Origin of the sequence: Sphingomonas sp. Root241, from assembly GCF_001428865.1 — a bacterium.
Lineage (GTDB): Bacteria > Pseudomonadota > Alphaproteobacteria > Sphingomonadales > Sphingomonadaceae > Sphingomonas.
Map to the genome: position 1 here is coordinate 69722 of NZ_LMIV01000002.1, position 20952 is coordinate 90673.

A 20952-nucleotide genomic window follows, 5' to 3' on the forward strand; every position below is an offset into this window, starting at 1 on the left:
CGATATGGCCGAGATCATCAATCTGAACAAGGCGCGGAAGGCCAAGGCAAGGGCCGACAAGCCCATCCGTGCACAGGAAAATCGCATTCGTTTCGGGCGAACCCGATCGGAGAAGGCAGCCGGTGCGGCCGACACGGCGCGAATCGCAAGGAAGCTCGACGACTCGAAGCGCGACTAGATGCCGCCACCCACCGAAATGGCGCTTCCGCAGCCGCTAAATTGACTCAGTTGGCGGAAACGCGATTCAACACGCAACATTATTGCTCGTGCGTGGGCGCCTGTTCTCCTTCGCGCCCGATGCCGACCGCGCGAGCCAAGCAGGCGAAATCCTACATTGCAAGCGGGACGCGCTACAGCCCCAGCGCGACCGCACTCCAATAGGTTATTCCCGCGGCCACATAAGCGAGCACGAACAGATAGCCGACCATGAAAGCGGGCCATTTCCAGCCGTTGGTCTCCCTTCGCGTCACGGCGATCGTCGAGATGCATTGCGGCGCGAACACGAACCACATCAGGAAGGCGAGCGCGGTGGGCAGGGTCCAGTTCTTCCGGAGATTGGCGCGGATCGCCTCCTGCCCCGCATCGCCTTCGGGATCGTCGATCGCGTAGACGGTGCCGATCGCGGCGACGGCGACTTCGCGCGCGGCCATTGCGGGGATCAGAGCGAGCGCGATGTCGCGATTGAAGCCGATCGGCGCGACCACGGTCTGGAGCCCGTTGCCGATCCGGCCCGCGATCGAATAGTCGACCGGCGAGATGCCCGACCCTTCGGGCGGCTTGGGGAAGCTCAGCAGCGCCCAGAGCACGATCGTGGTCAGCAGGATGATCGTGCCGGCGCGCTTCAGGAATATCTCGGCGCGCTGTAATAGCCCGAGCAGCACGTCGCGCAGGCGCGGCATCTGATATTTGGGCATCTCCATCATGAAGCCCGAAGTCGCGCCCTTGGTCACCGTCCGGCGGAGCAGCAATGCCGCGCCGAATGCGCCGGCGATACCCATCACATAAAGCGCGAACAGCACGAGGCCTTGCAGGCCGATCCCCGGAAGCACGGCCTTGTCGGGGATCAGCGCGCCGATGATGATCGTATAGACGGGCAGGCGCGCCGAACAGGTCATCAGCGGCGCGATCAGGATCGTGGTCAACCGATCCTTCTCGTCCGAGATGGTGCGCGTCGCCATGATGCCGGGCACCGCGCAGGCGAAGCTGGACAGCAGGGGAATGAAGGCGCGGCCCGACAGGCCGACGCTCGCCATGATCCGATCCATCAGGAAGGCGGCGCGGACCATATAGCCCGAGGCTTCGAGTACGAGGATGAAGGCGAACAGGATCAGGATCTGCGGCAGGAACACCACGACCGCGCCGACGCCGGCGATCACGCCGTCGGTGAGCAGCGAGCGCAGCGGCCCATCGGCCATATGGTCCTTGAGCGCGCCCTGGAGCCACGAAAAGCCCGCGTCGATCGCATCGGCCGGCGGCGTCGCCCAGGCGAACACCGCCTGGAACATCACGAACAATATGCCGAGCAGGAGGATCGTGCCCGCCACAGGATGGAGCGCAACCGCGTCGAGCCGATGCGTCCAGCGGCGTGCCGCGGTTTCGGAAATGGTCACCGCGGTGGCGATCTGGCGTGCGCGGCGCTGGAGGACGACGATATCGTGCACGACGCCGGCACCGGGGCGGACCGCATGGACGTTGCGGACGACCTCGCCGAGCCGCTCCTTGAGCGCATCGAGCCCGCGCTTGCGCACTGCGACGGTGGGCACCACCGGCACGCCGAGCTCGCGCTCGAGCGCTTCGGGATCGAGCTTCAATCCATCCCGCTCGGCGAGATCGACCATGTTGAGCGCGACGACGATCGGCAGGCCCAATGCGATCAGCTGGAGCGTGAAGCGGAGATGGTTGTCGAGATTCGAGGCATCGACCACCGTGATGATCGCGTCGGGAAGCCGCTCGCCCGCCTGGCGGCCGATCAGCACGTCGCGCGTCACCTGCTCGTCGGGCGAGGAGGGATCGAGGCTGTAGGCGCCGGGCAGATCGAGCAGTTCGACCGGACGGCCGTCGGGCAGCGCCATGCGGCCGGCATGCCGCTCGACCGTGACGCCGGGATAATTGCCGACCTTCTGCCGCGCGCCGGTCAGCGCATTGAACAGCGCGCTCTTGCCGGCATTGGGATTGCCGACCAGCGCGACCAAAGGTGCCTGGTTCATGGTGCCGGGTTCGGCGAAACGTGGATCGCGGCGGCGACGTGGCGGCGCAGCGCCACGGTCATGCGGCCGATCCGGCAGGCGACGGGCCCGCGCCCGAGAAAGGAGCGATGGAGCAATTCGACTTCGACGCCCTCATCGAGCCCCAGCTCGCGCAGGCGGCGCCCCTCGGGCTCGGAAAGCAGATGCCAGTCGACGGCCGAGACCATTCCGGGTTCGAGACGAGGCAGTTGGGCAAGCCGGACAGGCTGGGGAATCGCAGCGGCGACGTTCATGCTGCGAGTCATTATCAATAACCTGCCCGGTGCGCTAGTGGGGGCATCGACATTGACTCCCCTCCTTGCTTGCAGGGAGGGGCAGGGGGTGGGTGCGCGCGTCTGCGCGCCAAAGAGAATCTCTGACGTCGCGATAAAAGGCATCGGCTGGGGCATCGAGCCCCAGCCGATGCCACCCACCCCTAACCCCTCCCTTGCAGGGAGGGGAAACGTTGAATGCAGGTGCGCTCGCTCGCGCCACCCTCTCCCGACGGGAGAGGGGATTTGGCCTCACACCACCGGGTAGCGCAGCCGGCCGATGAAGCGCGACAGGCTGGGGCGATGCGCGGCGCGGGCGAGGAAGCCGGCCTTGGTCTTCTCGAACTTCATGATGTCCTCGATCCGGCGGCCGAGGAATGCGCGGGTATCGGCATGGCCTTCGCTGTCGTCCTGGAGGAACACCGCGATCGTCGCGGCATAGATCGAGGCCAGCAAGGTACGCTTGGTGTAATGGTTGTAGTCGGTCGCGGCATCGCCGGCGAGGCGCCACATCACGTCCGCCGAACGCCAGCCGAGCTTCGCGGCGCGGACGACGTTCTGCGGCATGGCGAGAACCGCAGCGGCGCGGCGCAGCGCCTCGCGATCGGCGGCGAGCACTTCGAGCCGCGTCTCGACCAGGGCGGTGATCCGCGTCCGGATCTTCATCGCGGCAAGCGCCTCGGGCGTGAAGCGCGCGGCCATCGCGCGATCGACGCCGGCGAACCACGCGTCGATCATCGCCACTGCGCCGTCCGAGAAAGCGAGCCGGGCCACGTCATGATCGACGCCCAGGCTGTCGGCGGCGGCATCGAGCGCGGCCGTGTTCCAGCCATCGAAGGCGGCATTGGCTGCCACCGCCGGGGCGAGCGCCTCGCGGAGTTCGTCGAGCGTTGCGTCTGCCAGGTCCATCACGTGGATTTAGGCTCCCCCGCGCCGGGCGCAAGCGGCTGCGGCTTGTTCCCGCCGCGGACCAGTACCAGCGCCAGCGCGACGAGCACTGCGCCGACTGCGTCCGCCGCGGCGAGCCGCTCGTCGAAGACCACCCAGCCGATCGCCGCCCCGACCGCGGGCTGGATCAGCAACGCGATGCCGACGACAAGCGGCGTCAGGTGCCCGAGCGCATAGATCATGCATCCCTGCCCGATCAGCTGGCTGACCACCGCCATTGCGAGCAACGGCCACCAATTGCCCGGCCAGACCTGCTCGCCGAACGCGAAAGCGAGAAACAGCAAGGGCGGGATCGAGGCGAGCGACGACAGCGCCAGCGCCGGCATCGGGGCGAGCCGCTCGCGCACGCCCGCCATCAGGACGAAATAGACCGCATAGAGCACCCCCGCGAGCAGGCAGAGCAAGTCGCCGCCGAGGTTTCGCGGCGACAGGCTCGCCGAACGCGCCATCAGCAACCCGGCGCCGACCGCGGCGAGCGCCAGGGCGAGCGCCTGCATCCGCGACGGCCACATCCGCGCGGCGATGAAGCCGTAGATCGGGAAGATGAACGTCGCCGAATTGCCGAACAGAGTGGCATTGGCAAGCGTGGTGCGGCCGATGCCGATATGCCAGCTCGCCAGATCGGCGGCGAAGGCGAGGCCTGCCAGCGCGAGCACGCCCCATAACCCGCGCGACGCGCGGACCGGACGCTCGCCCATCAGCATCGAGGCGGCGAGCAGCACCGGCGCCGCCAGTGCGATGCGCCAGAAGCCCGACGCCACCGGCCCGACATCGGCAATGCGCACGAAGAGCGGACCGGAGGCGAGCGTGATGTTGGCGATCACCACAGCGGCGAGCGCCGTCGCGGCGTGGCTTCTGGCGGGAATAGTTTTCCTTGCGGTCCGGGCTTCCTGCATGGTGCCCTGTAACGCCCTATCTGCTCCGGACCACAAGAAAGGGTTTCTTCCCCCATGCCCAGCCTGTTCGATCCGATCCAGCTCGGCGCGATCGCCGCGCCCAACCGCATCCTGATGGCGCCGCTGACCCGCGGCCGCGCGACCCGCGCGCACGTGCCGACGCCGATCATGGCCGATTATTATGCGCAGCGTGCCGGTGCCGGACTGATCATCTCCGAAGCTACGGGCATCAGCCAGCAGGCGCTGGGCTGGGCCTATGCGCCGGGGCTGTGGAGCGAGGAACAGGTCGAGGCGTGGAAGCCGGTGGTCGCGGCAGTGCACGAAGCGGGCGGCCGGATCGTCGCGCAGCTCTGGCATATGGGCCGGCTGGTCCATTCGGACTTTCTGGGCGGCGAACCGCCGGTCTCTTCGTCCGCGACCACTGCGCCGGGCGCCGTCCGCACCTATCCGGCGGAAGAGAGCGGGGAGATCAGGCGGCCCTATAGCCAGGCGCGCGCGCTGCGCGCCGACGAGATTCCCGGCATTCTCGACGATTATGCCCATGCCGCCGCCAATGCGATGCGCGCGGGCTTCGACGGGGTGCAGATCCATGCCGCCAATGGCTATCTGATCGACCAGTTCCTCCGCGACAATTCGAACTTCCGCGACGATTCCTATGGCGGATCGATCCCCAACCGCATCCGGCTGCTCCGCGAAGTGACGCAGCGCGTGGTCGACACCGTCGGCGGCGACCGCACCGGCGTACGCCTGTCGCCCAATGGCGAAGTGCAGGGCGTCAACGACAGCAATCCGCATGCGCTGTTCGAAGCGGCCGCCGCGGCGCTCGACGATATCGGCATCGCGTTCCTCGAGATGCGCGAACCGCGTCCCGGCGGCACGCGCGGGCTGCCCGATCATCCGCCGGTGCATCCGGTGATCCGCAAGGTGTTCAAGGGCCCGCTGGCGCTCAACGCCGATTATCATGCCGACGACGCGCAGGCGGCGCTGGATGCCGGCGAGGCCGACGCGATCGCTTACGGCCGTCCCTTCATCGCCAATCCCGATCTGCCGGTCCGGCTGGCGGAGAAGCTGCCGCTCAATCCGCAGCGCGAGGAGCTGTTCTATATCGGCGGGGCCGAGGGCTATATCGACTATCCGCGCTGGGAAGAGAATCGGGCGGCCTAGGGACTCCTATTCAGAACGCGTCATCCCGCGAAAACGGGGACCCATCTCCCGAGCGAGCGGCAAAATGCACCGGTGCGCTCGTGGAAACTGTTGGAGATGGGTCCCCGCTTTCGCGGGGATGACGAATGGAGGGCAAATCAACAAGTTATGTAGGTTCTCCACCCGACTCCCCGTGTCCTTCCCTCGTCAAGCCTGATCGAAGCCGTCGATCCAGCGGGTGATGCCGGTCCGGATCTGCGTGCGTATCTTCGGATTGGCAATGACCACGAAAACCAGGACCAGCGCGAAGGGCCAGAACAGGAAGGCCAGCACGACGAGCAATGCCACCGCGACGGCGATGCCGTAGCGCAGGTTGGTGAGCCTCGCCCGATTGGAATAGTTCATGCGGATCGTGCGCGGCGCCTTGTCGTCATACCAGCGCCGGGTGACGAAGGTGCCGGAATCCAGGCCTGCGCTGCCCGCTTGCGCTCCCCTTCCGCTTGCGGGAGAGGGAGGCGCCGACAGATCGCGCGGACCGGGTCCGACTTCCCCTCTGGCACCGGCAAGCGGGAGCGGGGCGGAAGATCGCGAGACCGGTTCGCCGGTCAGCGTGTCGATCACTTCGAGCCGGCGGCCGCGCTCCACCACTTTGTAGCGGGTGGGCGGCGGCCGCATGGTCAGGCGAACCTGGCCTTGAGCGCCAGCATCGCCAGCGCCGCCTTCGCGGCCTCGCCGCCTTTGTCCTTCTGCGCGGGATCGGCGCGGACCAGCGCCTGCTCCTCATTCTCGACGGTCAGGATGCCGTTGCCGATCGGCGTTCCGTCGAGCGCCAGCGCCATCAGGCCCCGCGCGCTCTCGCCCGCGACGATCTCGAAATGATAGGTCTCGCCGCGGATCACGACGCCCAATGCGACATAGGCGTCGTAATGGCCGGTCTCGAGCGCCATCGCGACTGCGCCGGGAACTTCGAGCGCGCCGGGGACAGTGACGACCTCATAATCATGCCCCGCCTCCTGCAGCGCAGTGCGCGCGCCGTCGAGCAGCATGTCGTTGAGATGCGCGTAGAAACGGGCTTCGACGATCAGGACGCGGGCCATCAATTCTCCAGGTCGATTGCACGCTCGCCGACGATCGACAGGCCGTAACCGTCGAGCCCGACAAGCGTGTGGTGGGTATTGGTGAGCAGGATCATGTCCTGCACGCCGAGTTCGGTGAGGATGGTGGCGCCGACGCCGTAATCGCGCAGCTCGTCCATGTCCTTGGGCTCGCGCGTGCCGGCCTTGGCCTCGAGCGCGAGGCTGAACTGGTCGGGGCGCGGCTTGTTGATCACGACGACCACGCCTGCGCCCTCTTCGCCGATGATCTCCATCGAGCGGCGGAGCAGGCCGCCGCGGCTGCCGCCTTCGCCGAAGATGTCGCTGAACGGCGAGAGCGCGTGCATGCGGACGAGAGTGGGCTTCGACGAGTCGATCCGGCCCTTGACCAGGGCCACCTGCTCGCTCTCGGTCGCCTTGTTCCAGAAGGTGTAGGCGGTCCATTCGCCGCCCCAGTCGCTCTCGAACCGGGCCTCGGCGCGCTTCTCGACCAAATGATCGTGGCGCCGGCGATAGGCGATCAGGTCGCGGATCGTGCCGATCTTGAGGTTGTGGAACTGGGCGAAGGAGACGAGATCGTCGAGCCGCGCCATCGTCCCGTCGTCCTTCATGATCTCGCAGATCACGCCGGAAGGGTTGAGCCCGGCGAGCCGGGCCACGTCGACCGCGGCCTCGGTATGCCCGGTACGGACCAGCACGCCGCCGTCGCGCGCGACCAAAGGGAAGACGTGGCCGGGCGAAACGATCGCTTCCGGACCCTTGGAGGCGTCGATCGCCACCGAGACGGTCCGCGCGCGATCGGCCGCGGAGATGCCGGTGGTGACGCCTTCCTTGGCTTCGATCGAGATCGTGAACGCCGTCTCGTGGCGCGTGCCGTTGTTGCGCGACATCAGATCGAGCCCGAGCTGGTCGACGCGTTCCTTGGTGAGCGCGAGGCAGATCAGCCCGCGGCCGAACCGCGCCATGAAGTTGATCGCGTCGGGCGTCGCCATCTGGGCGGGAATGATGAGGTCGCCTTCATTCTCGCGGTCCTCGTCGTCGACGAGGATGAACATGCGGCCGTTGCGGGCCTCGTCGATCAATTCCTCGGGCGAGGAGAGGAAGCCATGCTTCAAACGGGCCAGTTCAGGCTTTGCCACGGAGCGCCTCCATGCGCTGGAGATAACGGGCAAGCACGTCGATCTCGAGATTGACCGCCTGCCCGGGTTGCAAGGACCCGAATGTAGTGACGGCGGCGGTGTGGGGAATGATGTTGAGCATAAGATTTACGCCGGCATCGGTGTCTTCGACGGCATTCACGGTGAGCGAGACGCCGTCGACAGTGATCGAGCCCTTGGCAGCGACATAGGGGGCGAGGTCCTTGCCGGCCGCGATGGTCAGCCGGTGCGATCCGCCCTCTTCGCGCCATTCGGCGACCACGCCGATACCGTCGACATGGCCGGTGACGATATGCCCGCCGAGTTCGTCGCCGAGTTTCAGGGCGCGCTCGAGGTTGAGGCGGCGCCCCTGGGTCCACATGTCCGCCGCGGTGCGCGAGACGGTCTCGGCCGAGACGTCGAACGCGACGCGGCCGGGCGCCTTGTCGACCACCGTCAGGCACACGCCCGAACAGGAGATCGACGCGCCAAGGTCGATCGTGCCGACGTCATAGCTGGTGGATACCTCGACGCGCAGGTCGCCCTGGCGGCTGACGGCGACGATAGTGCCGATATCGGTGACGATTCCCGTGAACATCAGGTGCTCGCGTAGACTTCGAGGCGGTCGCTGCCAAGCATCCGCGTATCGGTGAGCCGCCAGCGGCCATGCGCCGTGGCAAGATCGGCGAGGCCGAGATCGCCGAGCGCCGCCTTGCCGGCACCGATCAGGATCGGCGCGCGGTAGAGGAGTAGGCGGTCGACCAACCCTTCGCGCAGGAACGCGGCAGCGGTTTCGGCGCCGCCCTCGACGAGCAGGTGATCGACGCCTTCGAGGGCTGCGATGTCGGACGGGGTGGCCAATAATTCCCATCCGTCATCCCCGCGAAAGCGGGGACCCATCTCCTCACCGGGCCGCAAATTGGACAGCGCGGGAGATGGGCCCCCGCTTTCGCGGGGGTGACGAGAAAGGAGTAGGCGCCTCGGCGAGCGGGACTCGAGTCCGGGAAGGCGCACATCGAGTTTTGGTTGGTCGATCTCCCACGTCCGGCGCCCGACGAGGATCGCTTCGTGCCGCGCTCGCTCCAGATGCGCGTGGGCGCGGGCCTCCGGGCCGGTGATCCAGCGGCTCTCGCCCGAGGCGAGCGCGATGCGGCCGTCGAGCGACGTCGCGAGCTTGAGCGTGACGAAAGGGCGGCGCTTTGTTTGGCAGGTGAGGAAACCCGGCATTGCCGCGCGCGCCGGCGCTTCGGCGACACCCTCGACCACTTCGAGTCCCGCAGCACGCAAGCGCGCCGCGCCCTGGCCATTGGTGCGCGGATCGGGATCGCCGAGCGCGATCACCACGCGCGCGACGCCGGCGGCGATCAGCAGGTCGGCACAAGCGGGGCCGCGCGGCGAGACGTGCGCGCAGGGCTCCAGCGTGACATAGCAAGTTGCGCCGCGCGACTTTTCGCCCGCCTGGGCGAGCGCCATCGCCTCCGCGTGCGGACGGCCACCGGGCTGGGTCCAGCCGCGGCCGATCACGCGATCATCTTTCACCAACACGCAGCCGACATTGGGATTGGGCGCCGTGCGCCCGCGCGTGCGCTCGGACAATGCGAGCGCCGCGGCCATCCACCGCGAGTCGTTCAGAAGCCCCACTTTTCGAGCTTGTCGTCGAGCCGCTTGAACTCGGCCTGCTTGGCCTCGCGCCGCTTCTTCAGCTCGGCCAGCTGGATGGCCTTCTTCGCCTGATCGATCTTCTGCTGCGCGCGGATCTGCTCGTCGGTGCGGGTGATCGGCCATTGCTCGACATAGATGATGTTGCGTTCGTACGGCTTCTGGAAGTTCGCATCCTTGAAGAATACGAAGATGATCAGCGTCGTCATGGCGAGCGAAAGCGCCATGAACCACAGCTCGTGCCGCCGGCGCGTCGCGAGGAAGAGGCGCAGATCGCGATACGCCGCGAGAGGCGAGAAGAATTTGAGGAAGGTCATGTCGAGCCCCAAGATAAGGGCGCGGGGGCTCCAGGGCAAACCCCCGCGCCGACCGGCCGCCGAAACGGCCGGCAAGGGCTCACTGGTCCTTGATCAGGAACCGGACGCTCAGCGTCTTCCAGCTCTCTTCAGGGATGCCGCCGCGCGTCGCCGGCTTGAAGCGCCATTTCGACAATGCCTGGCGGCGAGTCGCCTCGAAGAAGGCGTCGCTGGTCGCGCTGACCGATTGCGCGGCCTTCACGCGTCCGTCCACGCCGATCAGCACGCTAATCTGGACGAAACCGTCGCGCTGGGCGCGAAGCTCGGCGGCGGGATAAGCGGGCTGGAAATCCCGCGCGAAACGTGAATCCTGCTCGGCGCGGAGCAAAGGGGGCAACGGCGGGGGCGGTTCGGGGACGAAGATCGGACCGTCGTCCACCTTTGGCAGTGGCGGCAAGGGCGGATCGCCGATCACCGGAGTGGTCTTCGTGTCATTGTCGCTCTTGCTCTTGATGAACGGGTCGGGAGCAGTGGGCGTCGGATTCTCGGCGCGATTGTCGGGTTTCGGTTTGGGCAGATCGATGGGTGGAGGTTCGACTGGATCGCGGATCGGAATCACATTGATGCCATCCTCGGGCCCTTTCGGAATGACGTTAGGCGCCGCGAAGATCAGTCCGGCGATCAGCGCGCCATTGATCAGCAGGGCGCTGCCCAGACTGACGGTGCGCGATTTTGGCGGTGCGTAGCGATGTTCGGCATACATGGCGTTGCTCTCCATCCTTGGCCGGTCTAGTGCCGACGTTGGTGATGATACAACGTATCATTCAACGAGTAAATAGGGTGGCTATCCGGCTGCCGCGAGACGCGACAGCGCACGATCCTTGCCGATCAGCGGCAGGAGCGCGGCCATATCGGGACCATGTTCGCGGCCGGTGAGCGCGAGTCGCAGCGGCAGGAACAGTGGCTTGCCCTTGCGGCCGGTCGCTTCCTTGAGCGCGCCGGTGAGCGCGTGCCAGGGATCGGCGGACCAGTCGATCGCCGCCGCCGCTTCCGCCGCCAAAGCGAGATAGGCGCGATCTTCAACCGGCAGATCGGGCAAGTCGATCGGTCCCTCGACCACGCGCCACCAGTCTCCGGCCTCGGCGATCGTGGAGAGATTGGGGCGGATCGCCTCCCAGGCCTCCGACGTCATGCCGTCGGGAAGCCGCGCGGCAACTGCATCGAAGCCGAGCTGGTGGACGATGCGGGCATTGAGCTGAGCGAGCTCGGCCTCGTCGAAGCGCGCCGGCGCGCGGCCGAAACGGGCGAAATCGAAGCTCGCGATCAGCGGCGCGGGATCGGCGAAGGGCTCGACGGGATCGCTGGTGCCGATCCGCGCGAGCAAGGCGACCAGAGCCTGCGGCTCGATGCCCGTCTCGCGGAAATGATCGACGCCGAGCGAACCGAGCCGCTTGGAGAGCTTGCCTTCGTTGCCGACCAGCAGCGCCTCGTGCGCGAAGCGAGGCGGCGCGCTTCCCAGCGCGTCGAACATCTGGAGCTGGGTGGCGGTATTCGAGACATGGTCCTCGCCGCGCACGACATGCGTGATGGCCATGTCGACGTCATCGACCACCGAGGGGAAGAGATAGAGCCACGAGCCGTCGGCGCGGCGGATCACCGGGTCGCTCATCGTGCCGGCATCGAAGCGCTGGTGGCCGCGGACCAGATCGTCCCATTCGATCGGCGCATCGTGATCGAGCCGGAAGCGCCAGTGCGGCGTGCGGCCCTCCGCCTCGAAGGCGGCACGCTCGGCATCGCTCAGCGCCAGCGCGGCGCGATCATAGACCGGCGGCAGGCCGCGGCCGAGGAGCACCTTCCGCTGGAGATCGAGCTCCTGCGCAGTCTCGTACGCCGGATAGACGCGGCCGGCGGCGACCAGCTCGGCGAATCGCGCCTCATAGCGATCGAAGCGCGCCGACTGGCGTTCCTCGCCGTCGGGCGCGAGCCCGAGCCAGGCGAGATCGGCGCGGATCGAAGCGACATGCCGCTCCTCCGAACGCTCGCGATCGGTGTCGTCGATGCGCAGCAGGAAGCGCCCGCCATTTGCCTTGGCGAACATCCAGTTGTGGAGCGCAGTGCGCAGATTGCCGACATGAAGCGTGCCGGTAGGGCTGGGAGCGAAGCGCGTGGTGACCGTCATGCGCCGCGGACTAGGCTCCGCGCGCTTTAGCGGCAATGCCCCTTTGCCTCTCCGCCTTCGCGTCCTAAGGGGACGTCAGGGACCAGCGGACGGAGCGCGCGCATATGAAATTGATGGCCGGCAATTCGAACATGCCGCTTGCCAGCGCGATTGCGGATTATCTCGAGATCCCGCTGACCCAGGCCAATGTCCGCCGCTTCGCCGACGAGGAGATCTTCGTCGAGATATTGGAGAATGTCCGCGGCGAGGACGTGTTCGTGCTCCAGTCGACCAGCTATCCGGCCAACGACAACCTGATGGAGCTGCTGATCATGATCGATGCGCTGCGGCGCGCATCGGCCAAGCGGATCACTGCGGTGCTCCCTTATTTCGGCTATGCCCGGCAGGACCGGAAGCCCGGCCCGCGCACGCCGATCTCGGCCAAGCTCGTCGCCAATCTGATCACCACCGCGGGGGCCAACCGGGTGCTCTCGGTCGATCTCCACGCCGGCCAGATCCAGGGCTTTTTCGACATTCCAACCGATAACCTGTTCGGCGCCCCGGTGATGTCGGCCGACATCCAGACGCGCTTCCCCGACAAGCAGTGGATGGTGGTTTCGCCCGACGTGGGCGGCGTGGTCCGCGCACGGGCGCTCGCCAAGAGGCTCGACAACGCGCCGCTGGCGATCGTCGACAAGCGCCGCGAGCGCGCGGGCGAATCCGAAGTGATGAACATCATCGGCCAGGTCGAGGGACGCTTCTGCATCCTGATCGACGACATCGTCGATTCGGCGGGGACCCTGTGCAACGCGGCGGCGGCGCTCAAGGCGGCGGGCGCCGAGGATGTCGTGGCTTATTGTACCCACGGCGTGCTCTCGGGCGGCGCTGTCGCGCGGGTCGACGGATCGGCGCTGCGCGAGCTGGTGATCACCGATTCGATCGGCAACCACAATGTCATCGCCGAGAGCGCGAAGGTCCGCCATCTGACGATCGCGCCTTTGCTCGCCGAAGCGATCAAGCGGATCGCCGACGAAAGCTCGGTGTCGTCGCTGTTCGACTGAGAGTTCCCCTCCCTGCAAGGGAGGGGTTAGGGGTGGGTAAGAATAAGGCCGGGCTCGATGCCCAGCCTTTTCTTTTTCGCCATGAGGTCGCAGGGCTCGCTTCGCTCGCACCCACCCCCTGCCCCTCCCTTGCAGGGAGGGGAGTTAGAGAAGCGCTTCCCAGATCAATGCGCCTCCCACCAGGATCATCAGCCAGTAGATCGCGGTGTAGAAGCGTTCGGGGGCGATGCGGCGGACCAGCCATACGCCCGCGACCGTCGAGCAGAGCGCGAGCGGCAGCAAAGCCGCCGCAGTGAGCAGATTGGCCCGGGTAAACTGGCCGAGCGCGGCATAAGCCGGCACCTTGATCCAGTTGATCGCCGCGAAGAACAAGGCCGTGGTGCCGATCAGCACGTCGCGATCGAGTTTCCGCGGCAGCACCCAGAGCTGGAAAGGCGGCTGGCCGGCATGCGCGATCTGGCTGGTGAAGCCCGAGGCTATCCCGAACAGCGACCCTACCCATAGGGGCCAACGCGCCGCCTCGTGCGGGGCGGCGTGACGTGCGGCCCAGAGGCGATAGGCGCCGAAAATCATCGAGATAGCCCCCACTGCCGCCATGACGCCAAGCGGCGACACGCTGGCGGCAAAGGCATAGCCGAGCCAGATGCCGAGCACCGCGCCGGGCATCATCCAGCCGAGCAGCTTCCAATCGACGGTGCGGCGGAACGCCCAGACGCCGACCACATCCTGCGCGATCAGGATCGGCAGCAGGATCGCCGCAGCGCGCACCGGATCGATCGCGAAGGTCAGCATCGGCAGCGACAGCGCGCCCATGCCGGCGAACCCGCCCTTGGCGAGGCCGAGCAGGATCACGGCGGGGATGGCGAGTGCGTAGAAGTGCCAGTCGAGGATCATGGTCGTGCCGGTAGCGGGTTTGCGCCGGAGGCCAAAGTGCCTATCGGACGAGACGACAGGAGGCGCGGGCATGGCAGAGGATCGCACGGGGCAGCTGGTGGTGATGTTCGTCTCCGAGCGCACCGGGGACGACCCGGAAGGTTATGCCGCCGCGGCCGAGGCGATGGACAGGCTCGCCGCACAGCAGCCCGGCTATCGCGGAATCGACGGCGTCTCGGCGGACGGCCTGGGCATCACGCTCAGCTATTGGGCCGACGAGGCGAGCGCCGTGGCGTGGCGCAAGCATCCCGAGCACGCCGCGACGCGCGAGGCGGGGCGCGGGCGATGGTACAAATGGTATCGGCTGCACGTCGCCGACATCCATCGCAGCTATTCGTGGACGCGCGAGTGAGGGTCCGCCGCTTCGATCGCACCTTCGCGCTGCTCTTCACGGTGATGCTGACGATCGCGGCGGGGAACACCGCACTGCAATCGGTGCTGCCGGCGCTCGGGCGATCGCTCGGCGCGGCCGACAGCGCCGTGGCGGCGGTTTTCTCGGTGTCGGCGCTGCTGTGGGTAGTCGCCGCGCCTTTCTGGGCGAATCGTTCGGACCGGCACGGGCGGCGCGCGATGGTGCTGGTCGGCGTGGCGGGCTTCACCGTGTCGCTGCTATTGTGCGGGATCTTCCTCGCGCTGGGGATCAACGGCGTCCTCGGGCCACTGGCGACCTTCATCGCGTTCATCATCGGCCGGGTGATCTACGGAACCTTCGGTTCGGCCGCACCGCCGGCGGTGCAGGCGATCGTCGCCGGGCGGACGACGCGCGAGGAGCGGACGCGGGCGCTGACCTTGCTCGCCTCGGCATTCGGGCTGGGGACGATCCTGGGGCCGGCGATCGCGCCCTATCTGGTGCTCGGGCATCTCTGGAGCGGCGGGCCCGAGATCGGGCTGGCGGGCCCGGCCTTCGTGGCGGCGGCCATCGGGGCAGTGATCTGGATCGCAGTGGTGCGCCTGCTTCCGCGCGACGAAGGCTATGCCCATGGCGCGGCATCGAGCTACCCCTCGATCGGCGGGCAGGGGACCGGCGCGACGGTGACCGCAGCGACGGCCGAGACCAGCGAGAAAGTGGGCTATTTCGACCCACGGGTGCGCGCGTGGATCGTCAGCGGGCTCGTCATCGGCCACGCCCAGGCGATGACGGGGCAGGCGATCGGCTTCCTGATCATCGATCGGCTGGCGGTGTCGCCGATGGAGGCGCTTCATCCCACCGGTCTCGTGCTGATGATGGGCGCGGGATCGGCACTGCTCGCGCAATGGGGACTGATTCCCCTGCTCGACCTCAAGCCGCGCGCGCTGATCCTCGCCGGCGCGGCGTTGGGAGTGTTCGGCTGTATCGCGGTCGGCAGCGCGACGTCGCTCTACGGGATCGCGCTGGGCTATGCGCTGACTTCGCTCGGCATGGGGCTGGCGCGGCCGGGCTTCACGGCGGGATCGTCGCTCGCGGTCGGCGCCGAGGCGCAGGGATCGGTCGCGGGCAAGGTCACTTCGGTCAACGGCGCGGCGTTCGTGCTCGGGCCCTCGATCGGGGTGGGGCTGTACGAGCTGTGGCGGCCGCTGCCGTATCTGACAGCGGCCGCCGCACTCGCGTGCCTGCTCCTCTACGGCTGGCTCAATCTGCGCCCTTCGGACCCCGGCCGTGGAGCATCCCCGGCGCAATGAAGCCGAGCGGCTGGATCGCCGATGCCTGCTGCTTCAGCCGGCCGGACATAGCCTCGTACTCCTCCTCCATCTCGGGCGTTACCGTGGCGCGCGAATCGGCGAGGGCGTCTTCGAAATCGGCCATGGAGACATGGCTGGCACCCAGCGATTTCCGCAGCGCGACCAGGCCGGCGCGGCGGACCACGTCCTCGAGATCGGCGCCGGTATAGCGTTCGGTCTCCTCGGCGATCGCAGCGAGGTCGACATCGCTCGCGAGCGGCATCTTCGCGGTCTGGATCTTGAGGATGCGCTCGCGCCCGGCCTTGTCGGGTACGCCGACATAGACCAGTTCGTCGAACCGCCCGGGCCGGAGCAGCGCCGGATCGATCAGATTGGGTCGATTGGTCGCACCGATCACCACCACCGATTGGAGCTCCTCGAGCCCGTCCATCTCTGACAGAATGGTGTTGACCACCCGCTCGGTCGCCTGCGGCTCGCCCAAGCCCCCGCCGCGTGCGGGGACGAGGCTGTCGAGCTCGTCGATGAAGATCACGCACGGGGCGACCTGGCGCGCGCGGGCGAAGAGGCGCGCGATCTGCTGCTCGGACTCGCCATACCATTTGCTGAGCAGGTCGCTCGACTTGGTGGCGATGAAGTTCGCTTCCGCCTCGCGCGCGACTGCCTTGGCGAGCAGGGTCTTGCCGGTGCCGGGCGGGCCATAGAGCAGGAAGCCCTTTGCCGGGCGGATGCCGAGGCGGCGGAACGCGTCGGGATCCTTGAGTGGCAGCTCGACGCCTTCCTTGAGCCGCATCTGGGCGTCGTCGAGCCCGCCGACATCTTCCCAGCGGACGCGCGGCGCCTCGACCATCACTTCGCGCATTGCCGAAGGCTGGACGCGCTTCAATGCCTCGAGGAAATCCTCGCGCGTCACCGAAAGCGTATCGAGCACCTCGGGCGGGATGGTGCGGTCCTCGAGATTGAGCTGCGGCATCAGCCGCCGCACCGCCTCGATCGCCGCCTCGCGGGTGAGCGCGGCGAGATCGGCGCCGACGAACCCATAGGTCGTCCGGGCCAGTTCGCCGAGATCGACGCGATCGCCGAGCGGCATGCCGCGCGTGTGGATGCCGAGAATCTCGCGACGGCCGCGCTCGTCCGGCACGCCGACGACGATCTCGCGGTCGAAGCGGCCGGGACGCCGCAATGCCTCGTCGATCGCCTCGGGACGGTTGGTCGCCGCGATCACGACGATGTTGGCGCGCGCCTCCAGCCCGTCCATCAGGGTCAGCAGCTGCGCGACGAGGCGCTTCTCGGCCTCGCCCGAAACCTGGCCGCGCTTGGGCGCGATCGAATCGATCTCGTCGATGAACACGATCGACGGCGCCGACTTGGCCGCTTCCTCGAACACCTGGCGCAGCCGCCCTTCGGACTCACCATAGGCCGAGCCCATGATCTCGGGGCCATTGATCAAGTGAAAGGTGGCGTCGCTCTCGTTCGCCACGGCGCGCGCCAGCCGGGTCTTGCCGGTTCCGGGCGGGCCGTGGAGCAGCACGCCCTTGGGCGGATCGACGCCGAGACGCTGGAACAGTTCGGGATAGCGCAAGGGCAGCTCGACCATCTCGCGGAGCTGGTCGATCGTCGAGGCCATCCCGCCGATATCGTCATAGGTCACGTCGGCGCGGCGGCTCTCGGATGCCTCCTCGAACTCGGGCCGCAGCTCGACCTCGGTATTCTCGTCGATATGGACGATGCCCTTGGGCGTTGCCGCGACCACCGCGAGGCGAATCTCCTGCAGCGCATAGGCCGGCGCATTGACCCAGCGCTGGACGTTGGGATCGACGACGCGGTGATGCCCGGCGGTGGCGACGATGTCGCCCTGCGCGAGCGGCCGGCCGTAGAAGGTGCGCTGAAGCGCCTGTGCCGAGCCCTGGAGCCGAAGATTGGCCTGGGCCGGCGCGAACACGACGCGCGTCGCCGGCTTGGACACTGCCGCCCGGACCTCGACGAAATCGCCCGAGCCGACGCCGGCATTGGCGCGCTGGAGCCCGTCGATGCGGAGCAATTCGAGTCCTTCATCCTCGGCATAAGGAAGCACTGCGCGCGCCGGCGTGGCGCGCTTGCCGACGATCTCGATCACATCGCCTTCGGTGATGCCGAGCGCAGCCATCTGGCTGCGCGGGATGTGCGCTATGCCGCGGCCGCTATCCTCGGGCCGGCTGTTCGCAACTTGTAACTTGCGTCCTCTAGTCTCGTCGTCCGCCACGCTTCATTTCCTTCAGGCAATGAAGCGGGAACATAGGAACGGACTTTCCGTGCCGCGAGGGGCAAAAAAAAGGCGGGCCACAAGGACCCGCCGGGAAAGTTTTAGGAGAGGATGCCTGAAAGGCACGTCCTATGTGCAGTGCGGCGAATTATTGTGCAAGTGCGAAATGCATCCAGCCGAATTGCAAAGGTTGCAATCGTAATGGCACCGTACGATAGTGGCTGCACAGGCGCATTGAAGGCTTGCACCGGCGCGAGCTCTCGGCGAAGCTTGTACCGCAGTGCACAAAAGAAAGATCATGCGTAGGCTACCGCCCCTCACCGCCATCGAGGCATTCGTCCAGGTTGCGCGTCTCGGCTCGATCAAGGCCGCCGCGGAGGAACTCGCACTTTCCTCGCCGGCACTGAGCCGTCGGGTGCAATCGCTCGAACGCTTCATCGGCAAGCCGTTGTTCGAGCGCCGCCACCAGGCGCTGCGGCTCAACGACGATGGCGACCGGCTGCTGGGGCTGATCGCACCGGCACTCGATGCGATGACCGACGCGGTCGAGGCGATGACCAGCGGCAGCGAATTGCTGCGGCTGCGGCTCGGCGTGCTGCCGCTCTATGCGACGCAGCAGCTGCTGCCGCGGCTCCCCGAGCTCAAGCGCCGTCACCCCGAACTGCACCTCGACGTCGATACCGCGGGCTATGGCGTGGCGCGGCTCGGCGACGGGCTCGACGCGGCGATCGTGATCGCCCGCGACATCGATCCGGGCTTCTATTCGCGCCGGCTCGATCGCAACCGCGTCCACGTCATCGGCGCGCGCAGCCTCGTCGAAGGTCCCGATCCGATCACGCGGCCCGAGCAGCTTTCGAAGCTCACCGCCCTGGTCCATCGCGACATGCCCGAGACCTTCACTGCGTGGCGCGCGGCGGCGGGCTTCCCCGATCTCGAGCCGCTGGCGATCGACCATTTCGATTCGGGCAATCTGATGCTCGAGGCGGCAGCGCAGGGACTCGGCGTCGCCTTCATGCTCGAATCGCATTTCGAGGCGGCGCGCGACGAACGGCTCGTCCAGCTCTTCGACCTGACGGTGGAGAGCCATTACAGCTATTGGTTCGTCTGCCGCCCGCGCGCGCTGAGCCAGCGCCCGGTGCGGATCTTCCACGACTGGCTGATCGAGTCGCTCGGCGTCGACGCGCCGGCGGCCTGAGACCCCGGCTTCGCCGGGGTGACGGGATTTTACGCCTCGACGGTCGCCTTGACGATCTTGCCGGGCGTGCGCGGCGGCTCGCCCTTGGGGAGGGCGTCGACGTTCTCCATGCCTTCGGTCACTTCGCCCCACACCGTGTACTGGCGATCGAGGAAGGTCGCGTCGTCGAGGCAGATGAAGAATTGCGAGTTGGCGCTGTTGGGATCGTTGGTCCGCGCCATCGAGCAGATCCCGCGGACGTGCGGCTCGCCGCTGAATTCCTGCGGAAGGTTGGGCTCCTTCGAGCCGCCCATGCCGGTGCCCGAGGGATCGCCGCCCTGCGCCATGAAGCCGTCGATCACGCGGTGGAAGACGACGCCGTCGTAGAAGCCGTCCTCCGCCAGCTTGACGATGCGCTCGACATGTTTCGGCGCCAGATCGGGACGAAGCTTGATCCGGACATCGCCGGTATCGAGAGTCAGGACGAGCGTGCTGGCGGACATAGACTACTCCAATGGAACTTTGCCTGCGGCCCTAAGCACCTTGCCTGTGGCTTGCAACATGCGCGCTGCATTGGCAGTGGCGACGCGCCGCGCTAGGAGCGGCGCAACCGGGCGCATCAGGGAGGTCGAACGATGAGCGAGACCGAACTTCATCCAGAATCGCGGGCGCCCGAAAGCGAGCTCGACGAGGACGATCGGCTCAAGCCCGAATTCGTCAGCGCCGTGCTCGAGGCGGTCGCCGCGGGCGATGCCGAGACTGCCCGCGCGCGCGTCGCCCCGCTCCATCCTGCCGACATCGCCGATCTCGTCGAGCTGACTCCCGCCGAGCTGCGCCCGGCGCTGGCGGCGGCGATCTCGGACCTGATCGACGGCGACGTGCTCGCCGAGATGAACGACTGGGTGCGCGAGGCGCTGGTCGACGCGCTCGAGCCCCACCAGGTGGCGGACATCGCCGCCGAACTCGATACCGACGACGCCGTCGCGATCATCGAGGACATGGACGTCGAGGATCAGCGCGAAGTGCTCCGCGCGCTCGACCCCGACGATCGCGCCGCGATCGAGGAGGCGCTCTCATACCCTGAGGAAACCGCCGGCCGCCTGATGCAGCGCGAGCTGATCGCGGTGCCCCAGCATTGGACGGTCGGCGACGTGCTCGATTATCTGCGGCGCGAAGAAGAGCTGACCACCGATTTCTGGGAAATCTTCGTGGTCGATCCCGCGCACCATCCGGTGGGCACCTGCCATCTGAGCTGGATCCTGCGGACGCCGCGCGCGGTTTCGATCGCCGACGTGATGAAGCGCGAGCAGACGCTGATCCCGGCCGATATGGACCAGGAGGAAGTGGCGCTCCGCTTCCAGAAATACGCGCTGATCTCGGCCGCGGTGATCGATTCGAACGGCCGGCTGGTCGGCATGATCACCGTCGACGACGTGGTCCACATCATCTCCGAAGAAGCCGGCGAGGACATCCTGCACCTGTCGGGCGCGGGCGAAGGCGACATCAACGAGCCGGTGATCGACAGCTACAAGGGCCGCGTCCGCTGGCTGCTCACCAATCTGGTGACGGCGCTGGTGCCCGCGACGATCGTGTTCCTCTTCGACGCGACGATCGCGCAAAAGGCCATGCTCGCGGCGCTGATGCCGATCGTCGCCGGGGTCGGCGGCAATGCCGGAACGCAGACGCTGGCAGTGACCGTGCGCGCGCTCGCCACCAACCAGCTGACCCAATCCAACACGCTGCGTGCGATCCGGCGCGAGATCTCGATCGCGGTGCTAAACGGGCTCACCGTCGCGGCGGTGATCGGGCTCGGCATCGGCGCGGCGTTCCAGGACGCGGCGCTGGGGATGGTGATCGCGGCGGCGATGCTCGCCAACATATTGATCGCAGGACTGGCCGGCGTGCTGGTGCCGCTGACGCTCGAGCGCTTCCGGCAGGATCCGGCAGTCGCGTCGTCGGTGTTCGTCACCATGGTGACCGATTCGATGGGGTTCCTCGCCTTTCTCGGCCTCGCCACGGCGAGCGGGCTGGTCGGTTGATCGCGAGCCGCCGCAACCCC

Annotated in this window: 22 protein-coding genes; 7 read left to right on the forward strand and 15 right to left on the reverse strand. The window is 67.3% G+C overall.

Going from position 1 to position 20952, the window contains the following annotated elements:
- The first annotated feature begins 4 nt into the window (after positions 1–4).
- A complete protein-coding gene (locus ASE13_RS19465; RefSeq protein ID WP_082596694.1) occupies positions 5–178 on the forward strand; it encodes a DUF4169 family protein in 174 nt (57 codons plus the stop codon).
- A gap of 172 nt (positions 179–350) precedes the next feature.
- Here the strand turns inward: ASE13_RS19465 and feoB are convergent, their stop codons facing one another.
- The 4 genes from feoB to ASE13_RS10890 form a co-directional block, all read right to left on the reverse strand.
- Complete coding sequence (feoB, locus tag ASE13_RS10875; RefSeq protein ID WP_056615334.1) at positions 351–2207, reverse strand: ferrous iron transporter B; 1857 nt, start codon at positions 2205–2207, stop codon at positions 351–353.
- Positions 2204–2491, reverse strand: a complete 288-nt coding sequence (locus tag ASE13_RS10880; RefSeq protein WP_235536946.1) for a FeoA family protein — start codon at positions 2489–2491, stop codon at positions 2204–2206. Before ASE13_RS10880 ends, feoB begins: the two co-directional genes overlap by 4 nt.
- A gap of 258 nt (positions 2492–2749) precedes the next feature.
- Positions 2750–3406 (reverse strand): COQ9 family protein, encoded by a 657-nt coding sequence (locus tag ASE13_RS10885; RefSeq protein ID WP_056615339.1) that lies wholly within the window; start codon positions 3404–3406, stop codon positions 2750–2752.
- The gene (locus ASE13_RS10890) at positions 3406–4341 is read right to left on the reverse strand and encodes a DMT family transporter (RefSeq protein ID WP_056615342.1); all 936 of its coding nucleotides are present in this window, start codon (positions 4339–4341) and stop codon (positions 3406–3408) included. The genes ASE13_RS10885 and ASE13_RS10890 overlap by 1 nt, the downstream gene beginning before the upstream one ends.
- Positions 4342–4395: 54 nt before the next feature.
- On the opposite strand from ASE13_RS10890, the gene ASE13_RS10895 reads away from it, so the two are divergent.
- A complete protein-coding gene (locus tag ASE13_RS10895) occupies positions 4396–5505 on the forward strand; it encodes an alkene reductase (RefSeq protein ID WP_056615344.1) in 1110 nt (369 codons plus the stop codon).
- Between the two features lie 186 nt (positions 5506–5691).
- Here the strand turns inward: ASE13_RS10895 and ASE13_RS10900 are convergent, their stop codons facing one another.
- The 8 genes from ASE13_RS10900 to gltX all read right to left on the reverse strand — a co-directional run bounded on the left by ASE13_RS10900 (position 5692) and on the right by gltX (position 11848).
- Positions 5692–6159: a hypothetical protein gene (locus ASE13_RS10900; protein WP_056615347.1), complete on the reverse strand. Its 468-nt coding sequence runs from the start codon at positions 6157–6159 to the stop codon at positions 5692–5694.
- A gap of 2 nt (positions 6160–6161) precedes the next feature.
- Positions 6162–6581 (reverse strand): 6,7-dimethyl-8-ribityllumazine synthase, encoded by a 420-nt coding sequence (ribH, locus tag ASE13_RS10905; RefSeq protein ID WP_056615351.1) that lies wholly within the window; start codon positions 6579–6581, stop codon positions 6162–6164.
- Entirely contained in the window at positions 6581–7717 is a 1137-nt protein-coding gene (gene ribB, locus ASE13_RS10910) for a 3,4-dihydroxy-2-butanone-4-phosphate synthase (RefSeq protein WP_056615353.1), read from the reverse strand. The genes ribH and ribB overlap by 1 nt, the downstream gene beginning before the upstream one ends.
- Positions 7704–8312 carry a riboflavin synthase gene (locus ASE13_RS10915; RefSeq protein ID WP_056615356.1) on the reverse strand — a complete coding sequence of 203 codons (609 nt, stop codon included), beginning with the start codon at positions 8310–8312 and terminating at the stop codon, positions 7704–7706. The genes ribB and ASE13_RS10915 overlap by 14 nt, the downstream gene beginning before the upstream one ends.
- Positions 8312–9328 (reverse strand): bifunctional diaminohydroxyphosphoribosylaminopyrimidine deaminase/5-amino-6-(5-phosphoribosylamino)uracil reductase RibD, encoded by a 1017-nt coding sequence (ribD, locus tag ASE13_RS10920; RefSeq protein ID WP_056615359.1) that lies wholly within the window; start codon positions 9326–9328, stop codon positions 8312–8314. The genes ASE13_RS10915 and ribD overlap by 1 nt, the downstream gene beginning before the upstream one ends.
- A 14-nt stretch (positions 9329–9342) precedes the next feature.
- On the reverse strand, positions 9343–9690 hold the full coding sequence (locus tag ASE13_RS10925; RefSeq protein WP_056617655.1) for a hypothetical protein: 348 nt from the start codon (positions 9688–9690) through the stop codon (positions 9343–9345).
- A 79-nt stretch (positions 9691–9769) separates the two neighbouring features.
- Positions 9770–10432: an energy transducer TonB gene (locus ASE13_RS10930; protein ID WP_056617658.1), complete on the reverse strand. Its 663-nt coding sequence runs from the start codon at positions 10430–10432 to the stop codon at positions 9770–9772.
- An 81-nt stretch (positions 10433–10513) separates the two neighbouring features.
- Positions 10514–11848 (reverse strand): glutamate--tRNA ligase, encoded by a 1335-nt coding sequence (gene gltX, locus ASE13_RS10935; RefSeq protein WP_056615362.1) that lies wholly within the window; start codon positions 11846–11848, stop codon positions 10514–10516.
- Positions 11849–11952: 104 nt separating this feature from the next.
- Here gltX and ASE13_RS10940 point away from each other — a divergent pair, with 104 nt between their 5' ends.
- Positions 11953–12888, forward strand: a complete 936-nt coding sequence (locus ASE13_RS10940) for a ribose-phosphate pyrophosphokinase (RefSeq protein WP_056615366.1) — start codon at positions 11953–11955, stop codon at positions 12886–12888.
- Between the two features lie 144 nt (positions 12889–13032).
- On the opposite strand, the gene ASE13_RS10945 is transcribed toward ASE13_RS10940, so the two are convergent.
- Positions 13033–13782: a sulfite exporter TauE/SafE family protein gene (locus ASE13_RS10945; protein WP_056615369.1), complete on the reverse strand. Its 750-nt coding sequence runs from the start codon at positions 13780–13782 to the stop codon at positions 13033–13035.
- A 70-nt stretch (positions 13783–13852) separates the two neighbouring features.
- Here ASE13_RS10945 and ASE13_RS10950 point away from each other — a divergent pair, with 70 nt between their 5' ends.
- The gene (locus tag ASE13_RS10950) at positions 13853–14173 is read left to right on the forward strand and encodes an antibiotic biosynthesis monooxygenase family protein (RefSeq protein ID WP_056615372.1); all 321 of its coding nucleotides are present in this window, start codon (positions 13853–13855) and stop codon (positions 14171–14173) included.
- On the forward strand, positions 14116–15480 hold the full coding sequence (locus ASE13_RS10955; RefSeq protein WP_082596697.1) for an MFS transporter: 1365 nt from the start codon (positions 14116–14118) through the stop codon (positions 15478–15480). The genes ASE13_RS10950 and ASE13_RS10955 overlap by 58 nt, the downstream gene beginning before the upstream one ends.
- Here the strand turns inward: ASE13_RS10955 and ASE13_RS10960 are convergent.
- Entirely contained in the window at positions 15431–17719 is a 2289-nt protein-coding gene (locus ASE13_RS10960) for a CDC48 family AAA ATPase (RefSeq protein ID WP_056615375.1), read from the reverse strand. The two genes, ASE13_RS10955 and ASE13_RS10960, sit on opposite strands and share 50 nt — an antisense overlap.
- Before the next feature lie 298 nt (positions 17720–18017).
- Between ASE13_RS10960 and ASE13_RS10965 the strand changes: the two genes are divergently transcribed.
- Positions 18018–18914, forward strand: a complete 897-nt coding sequence (locus ASE13_RS10965; protein ID WP_056615378.1) for a LysR substrate-binding domain-containing protein — start codon at positions 18018–18020, stop codon at positions 18912–18914.
- 29 nt (positions 18915–18943) lie between these two features.
- Here the strand turns inward: ASE13_RS10965 and ASE13_RS10970 are convergent, their stop codons facing one another.
- Entirely contained in the window at positions 18944–19396 is a 453-nt protein-coding gene (locus tag ASE13_RS10970) for a peptidylprolyl isomerase (RefSeq protein ID WP_056615379.1), read from the reverse strand.
- Positions 19397–19528: 132 nt separating this feature from the next.
- Here ASE13_RS10970 and mgtE point away from each other — a divergent pair, with 132 nt between their 5' ends.
- A complete protein-coding gene (gene mgtE / locus ASE13_RS10975; RefSeq protein ID WP_056615382.1) occupies positions 19529–20932 on the forward strand; it encodes a magnesium transporter in 1404 nt (467 codons plus the stop codon).
- Positions 20933–20952: the final 20 nt, after the last annotated feature.